This window comes from Bacillus sp. NPDC077411, assembly GCF_044543425.1.
Classification (GTDB): domain Bacteria; phylum Bacillota; class Bacilli; order Bacillales; family Bacillaceae_G; genus Bacillus_A; species Bacillus_A bruguierae.
Window position 1 is genome coordinate 80,855 of sequence record NZ_JBITWA010000003.1, and the last position, 24,126, is coordinate 104,980.

At 34.6% G+C, this 24,126-nt stretch carries 22 protein-coding genes; 16 read left to right on the forward strand and 6 right to left on the reverse strand.

All coding sequences use genetic code 11. The features are described from left to right. Positions 1-34: 34 nt before the first annotated feature. Together ACIGHG_RS06040 and ACIGHG_RS06045 are read left to right on the forward strand one after the other, a co-directional pair. The gene (locus tag ACIGHG_RS06040) at positions 35-1,786 is read left to right on the forward strand and encodes an ABC transporter transmembrane domain-containing protein (protein WP_090913127.1); all 1,752 of its coding nucleotides are present in this window, start codon (positions 35-37) and stop codon (positions 1,784-1,786) included. Further along, on the forward strand, positions 1,786-3,549 hold the full coding sequence (locus ACIGHG_RS06045; RefSeq protein ID WP_396547764.1) for an ABC transporter ATP-binding protein: 1,764 nt from the start codon (positions 1,786-1,788) through the stop codon (positions 3,547-3,549). Before ACIGHG_RS06040 ends, ACIGHG_RS06045 begins: the two co-directional genes overlap by 1 nt. Positions 3,550-4,177: 628 nt before the next feature. Here ACIGHG_RS06045 and ACIGHG_RS06050 read toward each other — a convergent pair. Together ACIGHG_RS06050 and ACIGHG_RS06055 are read right to left on the reverse strand one after the other, a co-directional pair. Further along, entirely contained in the window at positions 4,178-4,384 is a 207-nt protein-coding gene (locus tag ACIGHG_RS06050; RefSeq protein ID WP_336472442.1) for a DUF3903 domain-containing protein, read from the reverse strand. 305 nt (positions 4,385-4,689) lie between these two features. Beyond that, positions 4,690-4,782 (reverse strand): putative holin-like toxin, encoded by a 93-nt coding sequence (locus tag ACIGHG_RS06055; protein WP_368087040.1) that lies wholly within the window; start codon positions 4,780-4,782, stop codon positions 4,690-4,692. Positions 4,783-5,104: 322 nt separating this feature from the next. Between ACIGHG_RS06055 and alsR the strand changes: the two genes are divergently transcribed. From alsR to ACIGHG_RS06070, 3 genes are all read left to right on the forward strand, one after another. Beyond that, on the forward strand, positions 5,105-6,001 hold the full coding sequence (alsR, locus tag ACIGHG_RS06060; RefSeq protein WP_336472443.1) for an acetoin biosynthesis transcriptional regulator AlsR: 897 nt from the start codon (positions 5,105-5,107) through the stop codon (positions 5,999-6,001). A 169-nt stretch (positions 6,002-6,170) separates the two neighbouring features. Further along, the gene (locus tag ACIGHG_RS06065) at positions 6,171-8,060 is read left to right on the forward strand and encodes an FtsX-like permease family protein (protein WP_396547586.1); all 1,890 of its coding nucleotides are present in this window, start codon (positions 6,171-6,173) and stop codon (positions 8,058-8,060) included. 251 nt (positions 8,061-8,311) lie between these two features. After that, entirely contained in the window at positions 8,312-8,887 is a 576-nt protein-coding gene (locus ACIGHG_RS06070) for an ABC transporter permease (protein WP_396547588.1), read from the forward strand. Positions 8,888-8,972: 85 nt separating this feature from the next. On the opposite strand, the gene ACIGHG_RS06075 is transcribed toward ACIGHG_RS06070, so the two are convergent. Next, entirely contained in the window at positions 8,973-9,881 is a 909-nt protein-coding gene (locus tag ACIGHG_RS06075) for an EamA family transporter (RefSeq protein ID WP_396547590.1), read from the reverse strand. Between the two features lie 772 nt (positions 9,882-10,653). On the opposite strand from ACIGHG_RS06075, the gene ACIGHG_RS06080 reads away from it, so the two are divergent. From ACIGHG_RS06080 to ACIGHG_RS06100, 5 genes are all read left to right on the forward strand, one after another. Next, positions 10,654-11,361: a cytochrome c biogenesis CcdA family protein gene (locus ACIGHG_RS06080; RefSeq protein ID WP_396547591.1), complete on the forward strand. Its 708-nt coding sequence runs from the start codon at positions 10,654-10,656 to the stop codon at positions 11,359-11,361. 89 nt (positions 11,362-11,450) lie between these two features. Continuing rightward, entirely contained in the window at positions 11,451-11,957 is a 507-nt protein-coding gene (locus ACIGHG_RS06085; protein WP_090913143.1) for a CcdC family protein, read from the forward strand. A gap of 284 nt (positions 11,958-12,241) precedes the next feature. After that, entirely contained in the window at positions 12,242-13,120 is an 879-nt protein-coding gene (locus tag ACIGHG_RS06090; RefSeq protein WP_396547594.1) for an ABC transporter transmembrane domain-containing protein, read from the forward strand. A gap of 6 nt (positions 13,121-13,126) precedes the next feature. Continuing rightward, a complete protein-coding gene (locus ACIGHG_RS06095) occupies positions 13,127-13,978 on the forward strand; it encodes an ATP-binding cassette domain-containing protein (protein WP_336472449.1) in 852 nt (283 codons plus the stop codon). After that, entirely contained in the window at positions 13,978-15,768 is a 1,791-nt protein-coding gene (locus ACIGHG_RS06100) for an ABC transporter ATP-binding protein (protein WP_396547596.1), read from the forward strand. Before ACIGHG_RS06095 ends, ACIGHG_RS06100 begins: the two co-directional genes overlap by 1 nt. 146 nt (positions 15,769-15,914) lie before the next feature. Here the strand turns inward: ACIGHG_RS06100 and ACIGHG_RS06105 are convergent, their stop codons facing one another. Both ACIGHG_RS06105 and ACIGHG_RS06110 read right to left on the reverse strand, forming a co-directional pair. Further along, on the reverse strand, positions 15,915-16,346 hold the full coding sequence (locus tag ACIGHG_RS06105) for a DUF2621 domain-containing protein (protein WP_336472452.1): 432 nt from the start codon (positions 16,344-16,346) through the stop codon (positions 15,915-15,917). Between the two features lie 103 nt (positions 16,347-16,449). After that, positions 16,450-16,749 carry a hypothetical protein gene (locus ACIGHG_RS06110; RefSeq protein ID WP_090913147.1) on the reverse strand — a complete coding sequence of 100 codons (300 nt, stop codon included), beginning with the start codon at positions 16,747-16,749 and terminating at the stop codon, positions 16,450-16,452. Positions 16,750-17,006: 257 nt separating this feature from the next. On the opposite strand from ACIGHG_RS06110, the gene ACIGHG_RS06115 reads away from it, so the two are divergent. The 3 genes from ACIGHG_RS06115 (at position 17,007) to ACIGHG_RS06125 (ending at position 18,956) form a co-directional block, all read left to right on the forward strand. After that, positions 17,007-17,699, forward strand: coding sequence for an aspartate/glutamate racemase family protein (locus tag ACIGHG_RS06115; protein ID WP_336472453.1), 693 nt, complete (start codon positions 17,007-17,009; stop codon positions 17,697-17,699). Positions 17,700-17,814: 115 nt separating this feature from the next. After that, positions 17,815-18,390 carry an AAA family ATPase gene (locus ACIGHG_RS06120; protein WP_336472454.1) on the forward strand — a complete coding sequence of 192 codons (576 nt, stop codon included), beginning with the start codon at positions 17,815-17,817 and terminating at the stop codon, positions 18,388-18,390. Next, complete coding sequence (locus ACIGHG_RS06125; RefSeq protein ID WP_336472584.1) at positions 18,390-18,956, forward strand: DJ-1/PfpI family protein; 567 nt, start codon at positions 18,390-18,392, stop codon at positions 18,954-18,956. The genes ACIGHG_RS06120 and ACIGHG_RS06125 overlap by 1 nt, the downstream gene beginning before the upstream one ends. Before the next feature lie 83 nt (positions 18,957-19,039). Here the strand turns inward: ACIGHG_RS06125 and ACIGHG_RS06130 are convergent, their stop codons facing one another. Next, positions 19,040-19,990 (reverse strand): class I SAM-dependent methyltransferase, encoded by a 951-nt coding sequence (locus tag ACIGHG_RS06130; RefSeq protein WP_336472455.1) that lies wholly within the window; start codon positions 19,988-19,990, stop codon positions 19,040-19,042. A 395-nt stretch (positions 19,991-20,385) separates the two neighbouring features. On the opposite strand from ACIGHG_RS06130, the gene hutP reads away from it, so the two are divergent. The 3 genes from hutP (at position 20,386) to hutU (ending at position 24,126) form a co-directional block, all read left to right on the forward strand. Further along, entirely contained in the window at positions 20,386-20,826 is a 441-nt protein-coding gene (gene hutP / locus ACIGHG_RS06135; RefSeq protein ID WP_336472456.1) for a histidine utilization transcription antiterminator HutP, read from the forward strand. A gap of 107 nt (positions 20,827-20,933) precedes the next feature. Then, entirely contained in the window at positions 20,934-22,451 is a 1,518-nt protein-coding gene (gene hutH / locus ACIGHG_RS06140; RefSeq protein ID WP_336472457.1) for a histidine ammonia-lyase, read from the forward strand. A gap of 16 nt (positions 22,452-22,467) precedes the next feature. Next, positions 22,468-24,126 carry a urocanate hydratase gene (hutU, locus tag ACIGHG_RS06145; protein WP_090913155.1) on the forward strand — a complete coding sequence of 553 codons (1,659 nt, stop codon included), beginning with the start codon at positions 22,468-22,470 and terminating at the stop codon, positions 24,124-24,126.

The following is a 24,126-nucleotide window of genomic DNA, read 5'->3' on the forward strand; positions in this document are numbered from 1 at the left end:
AAAAACATCGCTCATTTGGGATAGGAGGTATATAATGAAGGTTTTTTTAGACTTGGCATGGTTTTTTAAACAAGAGAAGCGAGCATACATAATTGGTATTTTTTTATTGTTTGGCGTTGCTCTTCTTGAGCTCGTACCACCAAAAATAATTGGTATCATTGTTGATGAAATTAACAATCATTCATTAACGACTCAGAAGTTATTGCAATGGGCAGGAATTTTAGTTGGTGCTGGGGTGATGATGTATATTTTGCGTTATTTGTGGCGCATGATGATTTTTGGTTCTTCTTTAAAGTTAGCCCGTCAATTACGCCGAGAGCTGTATGAACATTTTACGAATATGAGTCCATCATTTTACCAAAAACATCGTACCGGTGATTTAATGGCACATGCAACGAATGATATTCAAGCAGTGCAGCAAACAGCAGGTTCCGGAGTATTAACGTTTGTAGATTCATTAGCAGTAGGCGGGTGTGTTCTCGTTGCGATGGGGTTTACAATTAGCTGGAAATTAACGTTACTCAGTTTAATTCCAATGCCAATCGTAGCGATTGCAACGAACTACTACGGAACTTTGTTACATCGTCGTTTTCATAAAGCGCAACAGGCTTTTTCAGAAATCAATGATAAAGTTCAGGAAAGTATGAGTGGAATGAAGGTAATTCGTTCACTTGGTCAAGAAAAAGAAGATTTACAATCATTTCGTAATAAATCAGAAGAGGTGGTACAGAAAAATATTCTCGTTGCTCGCATTGATTCATTATTTGATCCGACAATTACTTTAATTGTAGGTTTTTCGTTTTTAATTGCAGTGTGTTATGGCTCTGTATTGGTTGTTCGTGGGGAGATTACGATTGGGGAACTTATTACATTTACTGCTTACTTAGGGACACTCGTATGGCCGATGTTAGCGTTCGGTTGGTTATTTAATATTATGGAGCGTGGCCGTGCTTCTTATGATCGTATTCAAAATTTATTTATGCAAGTGTCTGATGTGGTAAATAGAGAAGGAGCAAGTGAAGAAATAGCAAGTGGTGATATCAATTTTGATATTGACACATTCTCGTATAAGAAAAATGAAGTAACAAATCTACAAGACATTCATTTTTCTTTACAAAAAGGGGAAACTTTAGGGATTGTAGGTCGTACTGGAGCAGGGAAAACGACATTATTAAAATGTTTAATTCGAGAATATGATCATTTTGATGGGGGCGTGCGAATTGGAGAAACTGATATTCGAGATATGACACTACATGCTATTCGTTCCGCAATTTCATATGTACCACAGGATCATTTTTTATTTTCTGCGAGTATAGGAGAAAATATCGCATTTGGAAAACCTAGTGCTACATATAAAGATATTGCACATGCTGCTACTATAGCATGTATTCATGAGGATATTACAAAATTTCCAGAAGGATATGAAACCGTAGTTGGTGAACGAGGTGTTTCTTTATCAGGTGGTCAAAAGCAGCGTATTTCGATTGCACGTGCATTATTAACCAATGCTGAAATTTTAATTTTAGATGACTGTTTATCAGCAGTAGATGCAAAGACAGAAGAAACGATTTTGGCGTCATTAAAACGTGAACGACAAAATAAAACGACTATTATTACAGCGCACCGCTTAAGTGCGATTCAACATGCAAATTTAATTCTTGTTATTGATGATGGAAAGATTGTACAGCGTGGTACGCATGAAAGTTTAATGCAACAAGATGGCTGGTATAAAGACATGTATGAAAGTCAGCAATTAGAATCGTTAGTTGAGAAGGGAGGAGTATGATGCAGGGGAAAAAACGAAGTGATCTATGGCGTCTATTATCATATATGAAGCCATATAAAAAACTGCTGACATTCGCGTTTCTATTTTTAGTGGGTGCAACTATAGCGGAAATGATGGGTCCTTTTTTAATTAAGAAATTTATTGATGAGCATTTAGTTCCGAAGAATTTTGAGCAAAATGTATTAGTAACGTTATTTATTGTTTATATCGTATTTCATTTATTAAAGGTCCTCTTTACGTATTTGAACTTATTGTATTTCCAAAATATTGCCTTCAAAATTGTGCAAGATATGCGTGTGGAAGTGTATGAGCATGTACAAAGTTTATCGCTTAGCTTCTTTGATCGTACACCGATTGGAACGCTCGTTTCGCGAATAACAAACGATACAGAAGCAATTAAAGATTTCTTTGTGAGTGTATTATCCACCTTTGTAAAAAATATTGTATTTTTAATCGGTATTTTAATATCTATGTTTTTATTGAATGTGAAACTTGCGCTGTTTTCGTTACTTCTTATCCCAATAATGATTACGATTATGGCTCTTTATCGTCGGAAAAGTTCAGTTTTTTATTTAGAACTCCGCAATCAATTAAGTGTTTTAAATGCAAAATTGAATGAATCGATTCAAGGCATGAATATTATTCAAGTATTCCGCCAAGAAAAACGAATGCGTAAAGAATTTGAAGAAGTGAATGAAAAACATTACGGAGCAGGGCGCCGTAATTTGAAGTTAGATGCACTCTTTTTACGCCCAGCAACCGATCTTGTTCATATTTTGGCAATCGTATTGGTGCTCACGTTGTTTGGGATTGATGCAATGCATAGTCCAGTTGAAGTAGGTGTATTATATGCCTTTGTGAACTACATTCATCGTTTCTTTGATCCAGTAAATGAAATGATGATGAAATTGTCTTTCTTTCAACAAGCGGTTGTATCATCATCACGTGTGTTTCTTTTAATGGATGAAAAAGATTTAGCACCAGTCCAACAAGGGAATGGAACTCCTTTCATGACGGAAGGGGAAATTGAGTTTAAAAATGTTACTTTCTCTTATGATGGAAAACGCGATGTGCTGAAAAATGTGTCTTTTCATGTGAAACCTGGGCAGACCGTTGCATTTGTTGGGCATACAGGTAGTGGGAAAAGTACAATTATGAACTTATTGATGCGTTTTTATCATGTTAATGAAGGGGAAATTGTAGTTGATGGAGTTCGACTAGAGAACTTTCAAGAAAAGGAGATAAGGAAACGCATTGGTCTTGTATTGCAAGATGCTTTCTTATTTGCTGGAACAGTGAAGCAAAACATTCGTATGTACGATGAAAATATTACAGATGAAGAAGTCGAAACAGCTGCAAAATTTGTGCAGGCAAATACATTTATTGAACAGCTACCAAATCAATATGATACAGAAGTAGTTGAGAGAGGGGCGGCGTTTTCAAGTGGTCAAAGACAACTTGTAGCATTTGCGAGAACTGTTGCAACAAATCCAAAAGTATTAGTGTTAGATGAAGCAACGGCAAATATTGATACAGAAACAGAAGAAGCTATTCAAACAGCACTGCAGCATATGCGAAAAGGGAGAACAACTATCGCAATTGCACATCGCTTATCTACAATTCAAGATGCAGACCAAATTTTTGTGATGCATGACGGCCAAATTGCGGAAAAAGGAACACATCAGGAATTGCTGACGCAACAAGGGTTATATTACAATATGTATTTGTTGCAGAATAAAGGAAGTCTTCAGAAAGCCTTGTGAGAACAAGGTTTGGAAGGCTTTTCTTAAAAAATAGTATAAATAACTTGATTATAGTAGGAGAGAGTATTGCGATTCATTGCTTACAAATGCTGCTCGTTATTATATAAATTCATTTTATTTTTTAGACATATAAGTCACTGCTATGCAGAATACACCATGACCGCTACTTGCTTTCTTTTTTTGTTTTAAACCTCGCCTGTGGCAGAAAAAGGCCCTGACCGCCTCTATGCACGGCCAGATGCTCTCTCCCTCCTTAAAAAGAGAGGGGTTTGTTAATCCTAGGAATAAGAGATTAATATGTATTACATATTAATTATATATGTAATACATATTTCCGATATGAAGAAGATTACTATATTATAATAGATGTAACGTTCGAATGTTTGAAGTATTACCGGTAATATCCCTATCCCTTTTTTAAGAATGCGAACTAATCTTCCCTTTTTTCTGGATAATTTGTTGTAGATTATACAGAAAATATTGTTCGATATCCATTATGGAACGCACATAATGGAAAAATTCCGATTTCATAGAGGATGCCCCTAATCTTCATGTGATAATATGTACGGAAAGAAAACGCAAATGTTTTCCCTGTGTACGATCGGAAATAGAAAGCTGACCATTTTGGTCAGCTTTTCGTTGTTTCTGCAATGAATTCTTCTTTTATAATTTCCGTTTTTAATAATAATGTTTTCCCGAAACGTCGCTGACATTCTTCTGTTATTTTTTGAATTGCTAATAGGTTAGAAGAGGCAGAAACAGTCACAGTTGCTTGTCTTGTTCTTCGATTTTTCTCACAAAATACACAATCCACAACATACTTAGAAATTTTCACAGAATCATTCCTTTCTGTTTTTTGGAATGCGCTGTCAATGAAGTTGTTGGAAATATTCGATAGATTATAAGTTTTTTCCTCTTTTTTCGAGGGGAAAATAAGTAGAATACAGAATAATATGCAAGGGAGGGATAAGTGTGGAACGTTGGATTGGAGCAGCTGCAATTTGTATGAACGAAAAATTTGTGCATTTTGCTCTTGGGATAACTCGTTCTTGTTAGCTTGATAGCAATGGGTCTATAGCCCTTATAGTATATAGACAAGATAATATTAGCCATCAAAAAAAACACGCATATTCAGCGTGTTCAAGTATTCTTGTCGTTATCTTTAAATTTCAGAATAGCGATTACAAGCATACCAAAACTAAGCATCAGAGATAAAGCCTCATAGGTACTCATTCATAGATCGCCTCCTTACATTCAGCCTTCCCCGATTCAAGATTGTCCTATACAAAAGTAATTATTTTTATTTAACATATTTCCAAAAGAATAGATTCCAATAAAAGGATAAAAAGTACACTGTATAATTTTTTACTTTTGGTGACGTGACCCCATGTACTTACCTCTTATTTCCCCTTAAACTAAGGCTCCACATTAGTTTAAATATTTCAATGTGCCTCTAATGGTATTTTCCCGTATGATTTTTTAAAAAATATTTGTCTAATATATAATTCTTATGTTATTAATTTATTATATATATTAATAAAAAAGGATGTTCTATATGGAATTACGGCATTTACAATATTTTATTGTTGTAGCAGAAGAGCTTCACTTTGGTAGGGCAGCTGCTCGCTTGCAGATGACACAGCCGCCGCTAAGTCAACAGATTCAACAATTAGAGCAAGAGATGGGAGTAACATTATTTTCAAGAACGAAACGAAGAGTAGAATTAACAGAAGCAGGGGATTTGTTTTTAAAAGAAGTGAAAAAAGCTTTTATACAAATTGATAAGGCGGTCGAAGTTGCCCAGAGAGCGCAAAGGGGAGAAATCGGAGAGCTGTCTATTGGGTTTGTTGGTTCAGCGATGTACGATATTTTGCCGCCTATTGTTCGGGAATATCGAAAGAAATTTCCGAATGTATCTGTTGTACTACATGAATTGTCTACACCAGAACAAGTAGATGCACTTCATGATAATCGAATTGATGTTGGGATGTTGCGTCCACCTATTACAAGTCAGTTATTACAGCTAGAAACAGTTCAACACATTTCTTGTACACTTTGCTTACCGAAAGCACACCCACTTGCGAATAAGCAAGCAATATATATTGAAGACTTGCAAAAAGAATCTTTTGTTTTCATTACTCGAAATGTTTGGCCGACTTTATATGATAATATTCTTTCATTATGCCGTGCTGCGGGGTTTAGTCCGCAAATTGTACAAGAGGCAACAGAATATCAAACAGTTATAGGGCTTGTGGCTGCTGGGATTGGGATAACGGTAATACCAGTGTCTGCAAATAAATTATATCAATCAGAAGTTGTCTACAAAGAAATACATGATTCTAAAATTGTTGCAGAACTAGCTGTTGCATATCGAAAAGCAAATATAAATCCAGAATTACAAGAGTTTTTGAAAATAGCGAAAGACAAGACAATGAACAAACTTATAAAATGACGAGAAAAATGACAAAACTGTAAGAATGTACTCTTGTATGTAAGAAAGTTCGATGTTTTCCTTTTTCTTTTTTTATTATAGTGAAAAAAGAGGAAAGAAGAAGGAGATGTTATACTCGTGATAATACCTATTTTTATGAAAGTACAAAAAACATGGGGGGGGAAGGAAGATGACGTTTTCTCAACTCGCGTTTAAAAACGTAAGTCGAAACATACGTGCATATGCCGCTTATTTTTTAAGCAGTGCATTTTCAGTTATGATTTTCTTTTTATATGCTTTATTTATTTATCATCCTGATATAGATGGACAAGGTGCTATTCGGCAAGGGATGCTTGTTGCGGAATACATTATTTATTTCTTTTCGTTTTTCTTTATTTTCTACTCTGTTAGTTCATTTTTAAAAATAAGGAATAAAGAGTTTGGGATTTTTGTGATTCATGGTATTACAAATTGGCAATTAATACGGATGATTTTCTTTGAAAATATGCTCGTTGGCATAAGTGCTCTTATTAGCGGTATTGCTTGTGGATTTTTATTTGGAAAGTTATTTTTTCTGTCAGCAAGTACAGTAATGGGATTGAAAAGTTTGCCGCTTTATATGCCATGGAAAGCAATGAAATTAACAGCTGTTGTGTTTTCAGCATTGTTTTTTATTGTTGCTTTTACAACAAGTTTCTTTGTGAAAAGTAAAAAAGTAATCGCGTTATTAAAAGGGAATAAGAAGCCAAAACCTGAACCGAAAGCTTCTATTCTATTATCTATAGTAGCAGCAATTTTAATAGCAAGTGGATATATGTTATCTATAACAGCAAATCCTGGCAGTATCCAGTTGTTGTTACTTCCCGTTACAACCATTGTAATGATTGGCACGTATTTTTTATATTCGCAGCTTAGTGTATTTATCATAAAGTTTTTAAAGAAATCAAAGCCTATCTATTGGAAGAAAACGAATTTATTATCATTTTCTATGTTAGCATATCGCATGAAGGATAATGCACGTATGTTTTTTATGGTAACGATTGTGTCGACAGTTGCTTTTTGTGCCATTGGAACGTTTGCTGCTTTTATAGAAACGCAAAAGGGCGAGTCGATAAAGAACATCCCATTTGCATTTAGTTTGATTACATATAATGAACATCAAGGACAGAAAGGGCAATATGAAAAGGAGATTGAAGATACTTTTCAAAAGGAAAATGTTATTTTCCAAAAAGTAAGTGCAAAGTTGAAGTTTCAATCTATTCCTAACCATTTGCAACCAGCTGTAATTATGAGTCAGGATGATTATAATAAGTTTGCAAAGCGGCTCGGATATGAAACTGTGACATTAACGGGAAATGAAGCGGCTCGCGTTCCTTCTTTTGGAATAGAAGGTAATATTATTAATCATTCTAAAGAACCAGATGTAACATTGCAAGAAGGTGGGAAACAAATTCATGTTTCTTCTATGTTGAAACAAAATATTTTTTCAGGCGGTGTATTTCCTGGGGGGATTTTTGTTGTTTCCAATGAAATGGAAAAGCAAATGACAGCAGTAGAGAAAACAGTGAGTTATACAGGATATACAGTAAAGAGTTGGGAAGGAACAACGCAAGTAGCAGAAGAATTAGAAAAACGACTGAATCAAAAAGGGCAGTATGAATTTTCATCACGTGTGATCACTTATAATAAGATTAAAGAATTGACAAGCATTATTCTATTTATCGGATTGTTTGTCGGAGCTATTTTTTATTTATCTGCTGTAAGCTTTTTATATTTCCGCTTGTTTACTGATTTAGAAACAGATAAACAATATTATCAATCACTATTGAAACTCGGCATGGATGAAGAAGAAATGAAACAAATAATGACGGTGCAAATGGGCGCGTTATTCTTTATCCCGATTGTTATAGCTGTTTTGCATACGAGTGTTGCTTTTACAACATTGCAAACATTATTTACAACACCGATTCTTCGCTCTTCACTGATCGTCATCGGGCTATTTTTACTCGTTCATATATGTTACTTTTTATTATTAAGAAGACACTATTTTAAACAATTGAAAAAGCAAATTATGCGATAAAAACGGCGATGTTACTGAGTAACATCGCTGTTTTTAACTTCAATATAATATGTGTATAAGACACTGCTATTTTGTTTGTGTTAAAAATTCGTGCAACAAGAATAATTTTCTTATTAATACATACACCGAATTCATATATGTATGTTTCTAAGACTTAAGTCTTAGAAACAATTCCTATTAGAGTTCCATGTGAAAACATGTGTTATGTTATACACTAATGTTGGGATAGGAAGTTGTACGGAGGAGTTGTTATGTCGTTATTTCAATTAGTAAGAAAAAATATACAGCAACATGCGGCAGAACGCTTACAACATTTTGTTTTTATTTCTTGTAGTGTGAGTGTATACTTTCTTTTAGTGTCTATTCAATATAATGAAGCTGTTGTAGGGACAATGAAGGATAAATCGTTATTAATGAATTTTTTATGTTATGGATCAACAATAACATTCAGTTTTTCATGTCTTTTCATACTGTATGTACATACTCATTTTATGAAAAAGCGTCAAAAAGAATTACAATCGTATCGATTAACTGGCATGAAACGAAAGCAAATAGGGCTTATATTATGCTATGAGCAACTTGTGATAGGGGGAGGAGCGCTTATAGTAGGGCTTCTTCATGGTATGTTATTTTTAAAGTTATTTACTATTGTTATTTTGAGAGTAGCGGGTTGTCACGGAATAAGTAGTGCACCGATTACAATATATGGTCTTTTATATACAGCTATTTTATTTCTTATTATAATTTCACTGACAATGGGACAATGTTACCGATGCACGTATCAGTTGACTGTTATAGATTTATATAACATGAAAGAGGAAGTATAAAGGGAAACTTCCGTCAGTGGGAGTCTTATTGCCCACGAATAGCGGGATAAATAAAAAACCGGGCTTCTTATAGAAGTCCGGTTTTTTATGCTGCCAATTTTTTATGTGTATGCTGTCTTGTATATCGTCCGCGCATTTTATAAGCAATTTGTGGAATGGTAATACCGATAAGGATAAGGGCAACTCCAAGCCATTGTGAAGTCACTACAGCTTCTTTTAAAAGAAGCACTGACATGATTGTTGTAACTGGAAGTTCGGCAGCACCTAAAATTGTTGCTAAACCAGAACCGATCTTAGGAATTCCAATTGTAAAAGTAATAGTTGGAATGACAATACTAAAAGTGCCTAGTGCTAATCCGTATTTCCATAGTCCATTTGTAAGTGCACCGTTATATATAAATGTGGGTGGGAAAGTAATCATTACTAATGTTAACGCACCGGCCATAAGCGTTACACCGCGAGGCAATGACGGAACTTCTACCGCTACTCTTCCGCTCACAAAAATATAAAAAGCAAATGCTACCGCTGATAATAATCCAAAGAAAATTCCTTTCATGTCAAAGGTTCCTGTAGATTGTTCAAGTAATCCACTTGAAAGAAACGTTCCAACAAGCAAGAATAGTACAGAAATCAATTTTTCTCTAGAAGGAAATGTTTTTGTTGCAACTGCTTCAATGATAATTCCGATCCAGACGAATTGAAATAGTAAAACAATAGCGATAGAAGCAGGTACAGTTTGTAATGCGCTGTAATAAAAAATACCTGTTAAACTTGCTGATGTTCCTGCAATAAATAAGATAATCATTTGTTTTAATGGTACACGATGTCTAGAAAATAATAATGTAATTGTAAGTAAAATGAGCCATCCGAACAAATATTGACTTCCAATTACTTCTCCAAGCGTAAATCCTTCGCTGTATGCAAATTTAACAAAGATTGCTAAAATACCGTAACTACATGCTCCTAATAAAACGAGTAATGAATAACGAAGCATCTATATCCCTCCTTATCTATATAAATCCAAATTAAAAACCTGACATAAACCCCTCTTCTTTTTAGATGGTTGAGAGCATCTGGCTATGTGTAGAAGCGGTCAGTGCCTCTTTCTGCCACATGCGATGTTCAAACAAAGAGAAGAAGAAAGTATTAGGTTACTTTTTGTTCAGTATGGCGCGACTTGTGTATTAGAAAGTCGAGTTGGATTTATATATATGGTAATCCTGTTCAAAAACGAACAAACTTAGCTAGATGGAAGTATACAAAATTAAAAATGGAGGGTCAACTGAAAGAAAAGTGTGAAATTTTATAGAATAATAATAAAAGTATGATATTTATGCATAATGATGAAAAAAGGAGAACAAATTCCTTGAAAATATAAGGTGGATATGAATATAACTTTCATAGTAAAAAAATATTTTCTAATAATAAATGAAGTGAAATATAAAGTAACTATATAAATACAAATTGAAAAACTAATATAAAAACTTCTTTTCTTTAAGGTGGGCGAAAGCATCTGGTCATGCATAGAAGCGGTCAAGGCCTTTTCCTGCCACGTGCAAGGATGAAAACAAAGGGAGAAAGCGAGTCCAGGTCATGTTTTTTCTGTATGACAGTAATTTATATGTTGGGAAATCAAAAGGGTTTATACATAAATACGAAGAATAAGATTTTAATATTTTCATAGTGATAATAGTATGTTCACGAATTTTTCATGGTATTTGCTGTGAATTTTGCTACAATAAATTGAAGAAGAAAGGAGGCATAATATGCAAGACATTAATATCTTTTTAGCATTTGGAGCAGGTTTTTTATCGTTTATTTCTCCATGTTGTTTACCGCTCTATCCAGCATTTTTATCATACATAACAGGGATGTCTATTTCTGATTTGAAGGAAGAGAATGCAATGCTTCGTAAACGGAGTATGTTGCATACTGCATTTTTCTTAATTGGATTCTCGATTATTTTCATAGCAATCGGCTTTGGAACAAGCTTTCTAGGGAAGTTTTTTGTGGATTATCAAAATTTAATTCGTCAATTAGGAGCAATTTTTATCGTTGCTTTCGGTCTCGTTATAACAGGGGTGTTAAAACCAACATTTTTAATGCAAGATCGGAAAATTACATTTAAAAGTAGACCGAGTGGTTATTTTGGCTCTACTTTAATTGGAATTGCATTTGCTGCCGGGTGGACGCCTTGTACAGGTCCAATTTTAGTATCGGTTATTGCGCTTGCTGCAACAAAACCACAATCGGCGATGTTATATATGATTACCTACATACTCGGTTTTGCAATTCCATTCTTTATTTTATCATTCTTTATTACAAAGATGACGTGGATTAAAAAACATAGTGCATCGTTCGTTACAATTGGTGGTTATATTATGATTGCGATGGGTGTATTACTGTATTTTAATGGTCTTACAAAAATTACAATATTCTTTTCAAATTTATTTGGTGGATTTAAAGGGTTTTAGTTTTTTTTGTTGAAAATTTGGAAATGCTAACAAAAATACATATAATGATACTATATTTTTGATATTTCCAAAACAAAGGGTGAGTGCGAATGAATTTAGCTCTCTTATCAAGTATTCTTGCAGTTTGTATGGCTGTTGGAGTCATGTTTATTCGTTTGAAGGCGGCAAAGAAACCAGCAACTTTGAAAAAAATTGTGCTTCCACCAATCTTTATGAGTACAGGAGCTTGTATGTATCTGTTTCCTGAATTTCGCTTAACAACATCAGAAATATTAGAAGCAGTTGCTGTAGGATTAATTTTCTCAATTTTTCTTATTAAAACGTCAAAATTTGAAATACGTGGACAAGAGATTTATTTAAAACGCTCTAAAGCGTTTGTCTTTATTTTAATCGGTTTACTTGTTGTTCGTATTGTATTTAAATCATATTTAAGTCAGTCACTTGATATAGGACAACTGAGTGGCATGTTCTTTCTACTTGCGTTTGCCATGATTATATCTTGGCGCATTGCAATGTATCGTTCCTTTACGAAATTGCAAAAGGAAATGAAAAAACAAGAAGATTTTTATAATGAAAAAGATATGAAGTTAACGTAAAGATTAGAGATTTTCTATGTATAAACAGTGTCTAGTATAGACGCTGTTTTTTTTTTTGAAATTTGAGGGTTTTTTGGAACATTAAATGTCCACAAGTATATAAGCTTCAGTAAATACCGATTTGAAAATGATTTTTTAGTTTATTTTATGGAATTTTATGTTAATATTGTAAAATGAATATTTAGAATTTTATATTTTTTTGAAAAGCAAAGCGGGGTATTCTTCTGTATAAGTAGATTTAACATGAGAATGCATCTACTTTCGTTATGTAAAGGATGGGAAAAATGAACACGCATAAAAAAATAAATATGACTTTCTTTTGGAAGTATGTAAGCAAACAAAAACTTACAGTTTCATTTCTGTTATTGATATCAGCAGTTAATATTGGACTTCTGCTCATAAATCCTCAAATATCAAGATATTTTATAGATGAGGCCGCAAAAGGGAGTGAGGCTAAAAATTTAACATTTGCTGCTTTGCTGTTTATTTTATTTGCTTTTCTGGCACAAGGACTTAGTCTATTGATAACTTATATAGGAGAGAAGGTGGCTTGGAAAGCTACTAATGATATACGAACTGATTTAATTACGCATTGTATAAATTTAGATATGTCATTTCACAAAGAAAATAAACCAGGCGCATTATTAGAAAGAGTAGATGGAGATGTATCAAAATTATTTGATTTATTTTCAAAGATATTTTTAAATGTACTAAATAATTTCATCCTTTTATTAGGAACTTTAATTATTCTCTTTTATGAAAATGTTCTTATTGGTATAAGTCTTACCATTTTTGCCATAGTTCTTTTATGGAAGGTAAAGTCAAAGACTGAAAATCATTGGGTAAAATCGAGTGAAGTAAATGCAGAGTTAAGTGGATTTATAGGAGAGAATATCTCCAGTACAGAAGATATTGCTTCTAGTGGTGCGAGAGAGTATGTGATGGATAATTTTTATAAATTAAATAGGAGAATATTCCCTGTATTTCGGAAGGCTAGATTAACGTGGGCTACTATGTGGTCAGTAACAATCACAATATTTGCTGTTGGAACGATAATCGCTTTTTCAGTATCTACATATTTATGGACAAAAGGTGTTATAACAATTGGAACAGCTTACTTAATATTTAATTATACACAGATTTTAAGAAGACCAATTGAGTAAATTAGAGTGAATATTCAAGAATTGCAGGTGGCAGGGGCAAGTTTTGTGAGAGTAAATGATTTATTTATGACAAAGTCATCGCTGAAGTATGGAGAAGAAACATTAGATTCTTCAAAGCCATTACATATAAAATTCAATAATGTAGATTTTCAATATAAAGAAGGAATAGATGTATTAAAAGATGTTTCTATTCAAGTAGATGGCGGGAGAACTCTTGGTGTCTTAGGTCATACTGGAAGCGGTAAAACATCATTAGCTCGCCTCATTGTAAGAATGTATGACATAAAAAGCGGAGAAATATTATTAAATAATAAAAATATAACTTTAATAAGGGAAGAAGAGATTGCTAAAAATATAGCGTATATAACGCAGGACGTTCAAATATTAACAGCTACAGTTAGAGATAATATAACATTGTTTAATAAAGATATTAAAGATGAGGATATTATAAAAATCATATACGAATTAGGATTTCAAGATTGGTATGAAAGCTTATCGAATGGATTAGATACTTATTTAGAACTAGGTAGTAAGAGTTTATCATCTGGAGAAGCTCAATTATTATCATTTATTAGGGTGTTTCATAAGAAGCCAACACTTATTATTTTTGATGAAGCTACATCAAGGGTAGATTCTGCGACTGAGCAGCTCATTGATAGTGCCCTAGATAAACTTTTAAAGAATAGGACATGCATCATAATTGCGCACAGACTTTCAACTCTTAATAGGGCGCAAGATATCTTACTTCTTGAGAATGGTAAAGTAGTCGAATTTGGGGAAAGAAAAACACTTTTAGAAGACGAAAGTACGAAATATCATCAGTTGCTTCAACGTGGTGTAGAAGAGGTGCTTGTATAATGGAGCAGAACGTAAGAGAGAGTCAATTTTTATGGAGCTTGATCAAATATAAACCAATTCTTTACACAGTGATTATTTTGATGGAGTTTGTAATAGGGAGTATACCAATCATAGAAGGAATACTTATTAAAGAATTTTTTGATGTTATTGGTGGGAAAAGTACTTCTATATTTGGTGTATATGAGCTAATAGGGCTTATGGGAGTAGTCGCATGTGTTCATATATTCATTATGTGGGTATATTTTAGCAAAACGGCTACACATGGATTTTATATAAATACATTACTAAAAAGAAATATGTTAAGTTCTATATTAAAAAAACATGGTGGAAAAGCAATAGAAACCCCTGTAGGAGAAGTTTTAAATTCTTTTAGGGATGATGTGTCGCAGATTGGAACATGTATTTCTTGGTTACCTACAATAATAGGACAAAGCATTCGTGCGTTAGGTGCTATTGTTATCTTATTTTTAATTGATGATAAAATCACTGTATTCGTTTTTATACCTCTTGTGATCGTGATTCTATTGGCTCAAAAGTCTGAAAAAAATATCGAAAAAAATAGGGAAGAAGGTAGAAAAGCAACTGGAACTGTGAATGCAGCTATAGGAGAAATATTTGAATCTATATTGTTAATTAAATCATCGGGTGCTAAAAAGGATATTATGTTGAACTTAAGTGAATTAAATCAAAGAAGACATAAGGCAATGATTAAAGATTCTATGTTAACTCAATTAATAGATTCAATATATAATAATGTATCAAATATAGGGACAGGGGTAATTTTACTTTTGTGTGCAAGTTCTATTAGTACTGGTAAATTCACTGTTGGTGATTTTAGTATATTTGTTTACTATTTAGTTTTTATTACTGATAGTATTGAGTCATTAGGAAACTTTATTGTTTATTTTAAGCAAACGAAAGTTGGATATCGTAACATACTGAATCAAGTTAGTATGAGAGAAGCACCAGAAAATTTAGTAACACATAAGGAAATCTTCTTAAAGAATAATCAAGAGTATTTTTCTAATGAAAAGGATGGACAACGTCAGGTGACGAGATATGATGAAGGTCTAGAAAAGGATTTAAGAGTTTTAGAGGTAAAGGGATTAACATATCTATATAGTGGATTGGAAACTGGAATAAAGAACATAAATTTCACATTAAAAAAAGGAGAAATTTTAGTAATTTGTGGACGGACAGGATCAGGAAAAAGTACGCTTATTAAATCCTTAATTGGACTTTTACCGATGGACTCTGGAGAAGTATATTGGAATGGAGAGCAAGTTAATGATGTAAAGCACTTCTTTTCCCCGCCAATTAGTGCATATAACGCGCAAGTTCCCAATCTTTTTAGTGATACTGTGAAAAACAATATCCTTTTAGGATTGCGAGAAGAAGAGGTAGATTTAGAAGCAGCCATAAAATCTGCTGTTTTAGAAAAGGATATTGCTAAATTAGAGAATGGATTAGATACAATGATAGGATCAAAAGGAACTAAACTATCAGGGGGCCAAATTCAAAGAGTCGCAGCTGCGCGTACGTTTGTGAGAGATCCACAGCTTCTAGTTTTTGATGATATTTCCAGTGCACTTGATATAAAAACGGAAACATTACTGTGGACAAGGTTAATTGCTAACAATAAGGCAAGTTGCGTCATTGTATCTAATAAGAGGATGATTCTTGAAAAGGCAGATCAGATTATTGTTTTAAAGGATGGGGTTATAGAAGCTCAAGGCATTTTAGATGAAGTACTACAAACTTCTAGTGAAATAAAATATATTATAGATTAAGCAGTTTAATGAAAAAAGATTGCCTGTAGAATTGGCAATCTTTTTTTATTAATAAAGTAAAGAATAGATTTATCCCGCTATTCGTGGGCAGTAAGACCCCAAACATCAAGATTGAGAGAGAAGCGAGGAAGATAGGTGGGGACAACTTATTTTGCAAGCAAAGATCTGTAATTAGAATAATCAATTTGCTTTTCTTTTAACTTTTTAATTAAAAATTTGTGATCTCGCTTTGGAGTTGCTATAATATATCCTTTAATAATTAAATCTTCAGTTATTTCCGATGCTTTCTCTTCTAAAGCTAACTCTCCGATTTTACCGGCAATTTTAGATTTTGCAACATCGCGGAAAAGTTCAGGAACTGGACTTACAAGTTCCTCTAATAATTGTTTTTGCTCTTCATCCCATAAGTGCCGTGTTTGATTAATGTAATGCTCTTCCCAATCTAAAATAGACATGCCATCTTCTTTTGGTAAACGTTTTAAGAATTTTCGGAACATAAAATATCCACCAATGGACATAAGTCCTAGTAAAATAACCGTCCATATGACAATAAACCAACTGAACCACCCTTCGAGCAAATAGAACCCTCCTTTATGATAGCAGTTTTCCTTTACTAGTATTATAAGCAGTGAAATTGATAGAAATCAAGAACGCTTGGTCATTGTGACCAAGCGTGGTGAGTTAAACGAAGTATAATTGTTCAACACATAATATGTCATTATCATCTTCTAAATATTCAATGATAAGCGTGCCAACTTTGCGATCTTTGTCATCGTTAGTGAAAATAGAGTAAGAAGTAAAGCGTGCTGCTGATAAGCCGCTAATATGTGTAGGAAGGGCAATATATTCGTTGTCTTGAAAGAAAGTCATTAGTTCCATGTCTTCAAACTGCTTGCGATTTTCAACTGCTGCTCCAGTATAATGCTTTTGTAATTGCTTCAATGTGTAGTTCCATGATTGTACTTTTGTGTCGTATACCATTGTTCAAACTCCTTACTGTATGTAGTAAAAAGAACATATGTTCCTTTTCAGTATACTCCTTTTAAAAGAAAAGGAAAAGCAAAAAATAATGTAAGCTTGGACTTCCAAGCTTACATAGTGGAAAAATACGTTCAATTTAATCTCTGTTTTTTATTATAAGACAGATAGAAAAAGGAAACAAGGTGATAAGTATATTGCTTATAATTTCGAAAATTATATATAATTAACAAGGAAGATTTTTGACAAGGAGGAAAATTATGAAAAATATTGGCCTTATTGGTGGGATGAGTTGGGAATCAACTGTAGAGTATTATCGGGTTATTAACGAAGAAGTAAAAAGAAAATTAGGAGGATTGCATTCAGCAAAATGCCTTTTATATAGCGTTGACTTTGAAGAAATTGAACGTTATCAATCAAAGGGTAACTGGAAACAAGCTGGTGAAATATTGGGTGAAGCTGCATGTTCATTAGAAAAAGGTGGAGCTAATTTTATTGTCATATGCACAAATACGATGCACAAGGTTGTAGATGACATAAAAGAAAAAATCAATATCCCTATTTTACATATTGCTGATGCTACAGCTAATCAAGTAAAAAAGGAAGGAATTAGTACGGTAGGTTTACTTGGAACAAAATATACGATGGAGCAGGAATTTTATAAATCCAGATTAGAATCAAATGGTATAAACGTGATTGTTCCAAATGAAAATGATAGAGAAATTGTAAATAAAGTGATTTATGAGGAATTATGTTTAGGAAAAGTGTCTCAAAAATCAAGAGATTACTACAAAAAAGTAATTGAGCGTTTAGTTTATAACGGAGCTGAAGGAATTATATTAGGTTGCACAGAAATCGGGTTATTAGTTAAACAAGAGGATTCTAGCGTTCCATTATTTGATACGACTTTCATACATGCTGTTGAAGCTGTTAATAAATCTTTAGAAGGTTGAGTGCATTCGACCCATATGAAAGGAGGGAGTGGCTCAAAGAGTGAACAAAAAGTGAGGATTAGGTTAAAAGCTTTAAAGAATGATAAGAAGCTTTTGGATAAAAAGGATGAGGGAAATGAAACGTATTATTTCATTACAAGGGCCTATGGCGAGTGGGAAAACAACATTAGCAAAAAGATTGGAACAAAGAGGGATGAGGGTTATATATGAAAATCCATATCCGATTGTTGAAAAGAGAAAAGCAATGCATTTAGATATTGGTACGAAAGAAGGTTTTATCACAAATCAGAAACTTTTTATCGAAGCGAAAATAGAAGAGTTTCGGCAGCTATCTAATGGCACTACTATTTTTGATCGTGGACCAGAAGATATTGAGTTTTATACATTGTACTATCCAAAATTAATAGGGAAAGATTGGGACATTGAAAAAGAAATGTCAAATGAATTAAGAGAACTACGAAAATGTCGCTCACAGGCCATTTTCTATTTAACAGCTTCAACAGAAGTACTACAAAAAAGAAAAGAATCTGATATAAGACAACGAAGCACATTTGAAGAGCAAATGAAATTAATAGAAATAGAGAAAAGCTGGTATGAACAATTTCCAGTTACATATTTGAATGTAGATGTAAAGTCAGTAGAGGAAGTAGAATACGATTTTATAAAATGGTTAGGGAAGACTATAAGATGATGAACAAAATATTGGTTTTGATTTATCCTACTTTCGCGGAATTTGAAATTACAGTTGCTACTGCTGTCTTGAAAGATTTTTATATAGTGGAAACAGTTGGGTTAACGAAAGATATGGTTGTAAGTGAAACAGGATTACAAGTGCAACCACATTATGAATTAAGTGAAATATGTGTAGATGATTATGAAGGAATTATTATTCCTGGTGGCGATGTAGTGCACGTAAAAGATTCAGAAGTATTATTTGAGCTCATACGTCAAATGTATAAACAAGAGAAGCTAATTGCTGCGATATGCGGAGGACCATTTGTATTAGCAGCTGCTGGTATTCTACAGTATGTTCCGTATACGGTCACATTAGATTATAGAAAGTTAGATTGTTTTTCTAAAACTCATTTTACATATGAAGGTATAGTTCATCATAAAAATATTATTACAGCACAAGGACATGCATTTGTTGACTTTGGACTTGCCATAGCTAAATATTGCGGGGTATATACAGAACATAAATCCGACTTTTATCGCGGGAAAAGAAATATCGTGATAGAAAATGTGTTGAAAGAATAATAGAGTGACAAGAGAAGGAGCTTTTTTATAAAAGAAAGCTGTCTTTAGAAGAGACAGCTTTACTAGCATATATACAAATTCAATTATTTTCTACAACGATAAATCGCCACAGCTTTCGGATCACGCCATATACCGTTATGATGTGATAAGACCTGTTCTATTTCAATTTGTAACCATTTTTTCATCTCTGTATGTAAGTTCAAATCATCTGGTATATTTAGTGATGGGAACATGCTTGCTATATAATTTACAATAGGCGCTGCTTCATGGAAAAGAAGTGCATTGTGAATAACGGTTTCCTCAACATCGGGAAAAACCGAACTTAATATCTCTTTACCGTTTTCTAAACAAAATGGACTAGTTGTAGGTGATTTTTCAGGTAATTCAAATGCTAGTAACATTCGGTTACACATCTCTTCTATGCGTGGTAATGAGTTATTGGAATTTGTTGTAGCGAGAAAGCTACCATTTGGCCGAATAATGTTTCTAAACCCTTGAACTGTTTTTTCGACATCGGTTACATGATAGAGCATGTGACGGGCAACAATCCAGTCGTAAAAATGATCGGGAAAAGGTAGTTTTGTTGCGTTTCCAACTATCCATTCAATAGGTTTCTTTGTGTTTTTGCTGTTCCTTTTTGCTTCTTGAATCATAGTCGAGGATTGATCTAGTCCTGTAAGCGGGCCTTGATGTCCCTGTTGTTGTAATGCTATAAGAAATTCTCCAGTCGCACAGCCAATATCTAATATTTTCTCAGTTCCAGTTAATTGTAAATGAGAAATTACATTTTGGTCTAAGTCTACTTGTTTTTCTTCATACCTCCGATGTGTATCGATTCGCACTCGTAAATGGTCATTCACTGAATATTGACGTTTTACATCATTCAATTTTTGAGATTCCGCTTGTATGCAAAAATTTTGAATGGCATGCGTTAATACCTCTGTTTTGTTAAGATCTTCATATGTTAAAGCTGCATCAAATCTTTCTAATAATTTTTCACAGATTCTAAAGTGAATATCTTTTCTTTTGACCATTTGTCTCCTCCTCTAAACTGTTAGTGTGACTATAGCACGCTTGAAATTTTTCTGTAAATAAATTGTGTACACAGTTGATAATGTTACAGGTCAAATTTTATTCAACTATATGAAACTATTTTGATCTTTCGACATATAGATTGCTGCTATGCAGAAAAAAGGAGCCTGCTACTTTCTTTCTCCCTTTGTTTGAACCTCGCACGTGGCAGAAAAAGGCCCTGACCGCTTTTATGCACGGCCAGATGCTCTCGCCCACCGAAAAAGAATGGTTTTATGCTGTTTTTTAATTTCGATTTATCTAAATCATTATAATTTAACCATTGACGATTTAAGCGTTTTCATATATTCTTAAATTAAGAAATATTTAAACAATTCAAAAGAAAAGAGAGAGTCACATGCTTCTTCATGGAACACAACGAATTGGTCGCATGGCGATGCTGCTTGCACTTGCGGAGGAACACGAGAGCCCGATTTTATCTCTTCCTAAGGGCTGGAAATATTGTACGGGCAAAGTCGGTTCAATGAATTCGCAAAAAGTTGTTGCTGCAATGGAAACAGCTGCACGTAGTAACCATGTTATTGAAACAGACGTTTACAGAGAAACACATGCGCTTTACCATGCAATTATGGAAGCGTTGTACGGAGTAACGAGAGGACAAATTCAGTTAGCAGACGTTCTTCGTACAGTAGGGCTTCGATTTGCGATTGTGCGCGGCACGCCATACGACGGTGAGAAAGAAGGCGAATGGATTGCTGTTGCACTATATGGTACGATAGGTGCGCCTGTGAAGGGATCAGAGCATGAGGCGATTGGATTAGGTATTAATCACATATAAAAAACTGCCCATAGTTAATTAGTTAAAAGGGGGCCTTACAACTTTTTAGGACATTAGTCTGTCTTAAAAAGGTAAGGTCCCCTTGTGCTGTTTAAAGGAGGAAAATCATGATTACATTAACTGGACATTCATTAACACTACAAGAAATGAAACGAATACTGTTTGAAGGAGAGCAGGTAACTGCTTGTCCAAATAGTATGCAAAAAGTTACAGAATGCAGGCAAGCAGTAGAACAAATTGTTGAAGAAGGTAAAGTCGTTTATGGCATTACAACAGGTTTTGGAAAATTTAGCGATGTCCTTATTCAAAAAGAAGATGTAAAAGCACTTCAACATAACTTAATTCTATCTCATGCATGTGGTGTTGGTGAACCTTTCTCTGAAGAAGTGTCACGCGCTATGCTTGTGCTGCGTGCGAACACAATGCTGAAGGGAGTTTCTGGTGTTAGACCACTTGTTGTAAATATGCTTCTTGAACTAGTAAATCGTCAAATTCATCCCGTTGTTCCGCAGCAAGGTTCACTTGGAGCAAGCGGAGATTTAGCACCGCTTTCGCATCTTGCGCTTGCTTTATTAGGAGAAGGAGAAGTGTTTTATAAAGGTGAGCGTGTCCATACGATGATCGCTCTAACAAAAGAAGGATTAGAACCAATTACATTAGAAGCAAAAGAAGGTTTGGCGCTTATTAACGGAACACAAGCAATGACAGCACAAGGTATTGTTGCCTATTTAGAAGCAGAGGCAATTGCTTATCAAGCAGAATTAATTGCTTCCATGACAATTGAAGGGTTACAAGGCATTATTGATGCATTTGATGAAGACGTTCATCTTGCGCGTGGATATAAAGAGCAAGTAGAAGTTGCCAATCGTATTCGTAATGTGCTTCATGATAGCAAACTTGTTACAAAGCAGGGAGAACTTCGTGTACAAGATGCGTATTCACTTCGCTGCATCCCGCAAGTGCACGGAGCATCTTGGCAAGTGTTGAATTATGTGAAAGAAAAATTAGAAATTGAAATGAATGCTGCAACAGACAATCCGCTTATTTTTGAGGGCGGTCAAAAAGTAATTTCTGGAGGTAATTTCCACGGACAGCCAATTGCATTTGCGATGGACTTCCTAAAAATAGGAATGGCAGAGCTTGCGAATATTTCTGAACGCCGCATTGAGAGACTTGTCAATCCGCAGTTAAACGATTTACCACCATTTTTAAGTCCAGAACCAGGTCTTCAATCTGGTGCGATGATTATGCAATATGCAGCAGCATCACTTGTTTCGGAAAATAAAACGTTAGCTCATCCAGCGAGCGTAGATTCGATTCCATCATCAGCAAATCAAGAAGATCACGTAAGTATGGGAACAATTGCGTCGCGTCATGCACATCAAATTATTCAAAATGTACGCCGCGTATTAGCGATTGAAACAATTTGTGCGATGCAAGCAGCTGAGTATCGCGGTGTTGAACAAATGAGTACGTCAACGAGAGCGTTTTATCATCAAGTTCGCCAAATTGTACCATCTATTACAAACGATCGTATTTTTTCAACAGATATTGAAAACACGGCTCATTGGTTAAAAACAACAAATTGGACAATGGACCGTTTAAATGTAAATACAACACTATAATAGGGGAGAGATTACAATGGAAAACGTAAAACAAACAATCCGCGCGCCAAGAGGTACTGAATTACATGCAAAAGGTTGGGTACAAGAAGCGGCACTTCGTATGCTTATGAATAACCTTGATCCTGAAGTAGCAGAAAAGCCAGAAGAGCTTGTTGTATATGGTGGTATCGGCCGTGCTGCTCGTAATTGGGATAGCTATCATGCAATTGTAGAATCTCTTAAAAATTTAGAAAGCGATGAAACGTTATTAGTTCAATCTGGGAAACCAGTGGCAATTTTCAAATCTCATGAAGATGCACCGCGCGTTCTTCTAGCAAACTCAAACTTAGTGCCAAAATGGGCAAATTGGGAGCATTTCCGTGAGCTTGAGCAAAAAGGTTTAATGATGTACGGACAAATGACAGCTGGTAGCTGGATTTATATTGGTACGCAAGGAATTCTACAAGGAACTTACGAAACATTTGGTGAGGCAGCACGTCAGCATTTTGGCGGTTCATTAAAAGGAACATTAACAATTACTGCTGGTCTTGGTGGAATGGGCGGAGCACAGCCGCTTGCTGTTACAATGAACGGTGGGGTTGTTATTGCAATCGACGTTGATAAGCGCAGCATCGATCGCCGCATTGAAAAAAGGTATTGTGATATGTATACAGAATCTCTTGAAGAAGCATTAACGGTTGCAAAGGAGTATAAAGAAAAGAAAGAGCCAATCTCGATTGGATTATTAGGGAATGCAGCTGAAATTTTACCGCATCTTGTAAAACGCGGCATTACACCAGACTTAGTAACAGACCAAACATCTGCACATGATCCGTTAAATGGTTATGTTCCAGTTGGATATTCATTAGAAGAAGCAGCGGTACTTCGTCAAGAGGATCCAGATCGTTATGTTCAATTATCAAAAGAAAGTATGAAAAAGCATGTAGAAGCAATACTTGATATGCAAAAGAACGGTGCAATTGCATTTGATTATGGAAATAATATTCGCCAAGTTGCATACGATGAAGGCTTAAAAAATGCGTTCGATTTCCCAGGATTCGTTCCAGCATTTATTCGTCCACTATTCTGTGAAGGAAAAGGACCATTCCGCTGGGTAGCACTTTCTGGTGATCCAGAAGATATTTATAAAACAGATGAAGTTATTTTACGTGAATTTGCTGATAATGAGCATTTATGTAATTGGATTCGTATGGCACGTGACCAAGTTGAATTCCAAGGGCTTCCATCACGTATTTGTTGGTTAGGATACGGAGAGCGTGCGAAATTTGGCCGTATTATTAATGAAATGGTAGCAAATGGTGAATTATCTGCACCAATCGTTATCGGTCGCGATCATTTAGATTGCGGATCTGTTGCTTCACCAAACCGTGAAACAGAAGCAATGAAAGATGGCAGTGATGCGGTAGCTGACTGGCCAATTTTAAATGCGTTAATTAACAGTGTAAACGGCGCAAGCTGGGTGTCTGTTCACCACGGCGGCGGTGTTGGTATGGGATATTCTCTTCATGCGGGAATGGTTATTGTTGCAGACGGAACAGAAGCAGCAGCAAAACGAATTGAGCGCGTCTTAACTTCTGATCCTGGAATGGGTGTAGTTCGTCACGTTGATGCTGGATATGATCTTGCGGTGCAAACAGCAAAAGAAAAAGGCGTTAACATTCCGATGATGAAGTAA